The sequence below is a fragment of the Sphingobium sp. D43FB genome (assembly GCF_002312805.1).
In the GTDB taxonomy this organism is placed as follows: Bacteria; Pseudomonadota; Alphaproteobacteria; order Sphingomonadales; family Sphingomonadaceae; genus Sphingobium.
Genome location: NZ_NMUA01000120.1, coordinates 1 through 1,475, shown reverse-complemented (window position 1 = coordinate 1,475; position 1,475 = coordinate 1). Strand labels below are relative to the sequence as shown.

At 63.5% G+C, this 1,475-nt stretch carries 1 protein-coding gene; it reads left to right on the top strand.

Going from position 1 to position 1,475, the window contains the following annotated elements; genetic code table 11:
* Positions 1–21 precede the first annotated feature (21 nt).
* On the top strand, positions 22–1,362 hold the full coding sequence (locus SxD43FB_RS23530) for an IS1380 family transposase (protein ID WP_096064156.1): 1,341 nt from the start codon (positions 22–24) through the stop codon (positions 1,360–1,362).
* Positions 1,363–1,475: the final 113 nt, after the last annotated feature.

Below are 1,475 nucleotides of genomic sequence, written 5' to 3'. Positions count from 1 at the left end.
TTCTGGAGAGCCACACCCACCATGGACGATCCTACGCTGCCCCTGACCGGTTTGTCACCCGTTTCTGGCAAGCGTTTGGACGCTAGATTTGACGGCGGCATGCTCTCTTCGGATGGCGGCCTGGTGCTGCTGCGCGAGGTCGAACAGCGGCTTGCCGTAGCCGATCGCCTTGCGGCCTGCATCAAGGACCCGCGCGCGCCCGATCGCATCACCCACAGCCTGGCCGACATGATCCGTTTTCGCCTGATGATGATCGCTGCGGGCTATGAGGATGGCAATGACGCGGCCAGCCTACGCCACGACCCGATGTTCAGAATGGCGCTCGATGTGACGCCTTCGGGCCAGACCTTGTGCTCGCAGCCGACGATCTCGCGGCTGGAGAACATGCCAGACACGCGCGCGCTGCTGGCCATGGGGCAGGCGCTGGTCGACCAATATTGCGACTCGTTCCGCACCGTGCCCAAGCGCATCATCCTGGACATCGATGATACCTTTGACGCTGTCCACGGAGGCCAGCAGCTGCGCCTGTTCAACGCCCATCACGACGAATATGGCTTCCAGCCCATCGTCGTGTTCGATGGCGAGGGGCGCTTCATCACCGCCGTGCTGCGCCCGGCCAAACGGCCCGGCGGCAAGGAAATCAGGGCTTTCTTGCGCCGTTTGCTGCGCGCGATCCGCAGCCATTGGCCCAGAACACAGATACTGCTGCGCGGCGACAGCCACTATTGTTGCCGCGAGGTGATCGACTGGTGCCGGGCGGGCGGGCACGATTTTATCCTGGGCGTGGCGCCGACATCAACCCTGCGCCGCCACATCGCCGATCTGGAAACCAGCACCAGAGCGCGCTTCGAGGCAGCCCCCGGTGAGGGCAAGATGCGCCGCTTCAAATCTTTCCACGACGGCGCCCGAAGCTGGAGCCGCGTCGAACGCATCATCGCCCGCGTCGAGGTCGGCGAGCAAGGCGCCGACACACGTTTCATCGTCACCAATCTCAAAAAGGGCTCGCCGCGCTGGCTCTATGATCAGGTCTATTGCCGTCGTGGCCAGGCCGAAAACCACATCAAATCCTGGAAAAACCACCTCGCTGCCGACCGAACATCCTGCACCAAAGCCGCTGCCAACCAGTTCCGCCTGTTCCTCCACGCGGGAGCCTACTGGCTGATGTGGGGCCTGCGCGCCGCCATGCCCAGGCGCTCGGCCTGGCGCACCCTTCAGTTCGACACGCTGCGCCTGCGCCTCATCAAGATCGCCGCACGCGTCGTCGAACTGAAAACCATGATCCGCATTCAATGGCCAACAGCCTGCCCATACCAGAAGATCCTCCAGGTGGCGCTCGACCGGATCCCCCGCCTGATCACCTGACCGCCGGGCAAGGCCCATCGCATCGAACCCACCCCTTCAACCCACAAGCTTCGATCATCGGAAATCACCCCGCACAAGGGGCATGATCCCGTGCGCCTGCTCCCAGTTCAAGC

What these genes read in the sequence shown, in the direction of transcription:
- SxD43FB_RS23530 (WP_096064156.1), top strand. Translation starts at nt 22, where the DNA reads ATGGACGATCCTACGCTGCCCCTGACCGGTTTGTCACCCGTTTCTGGC.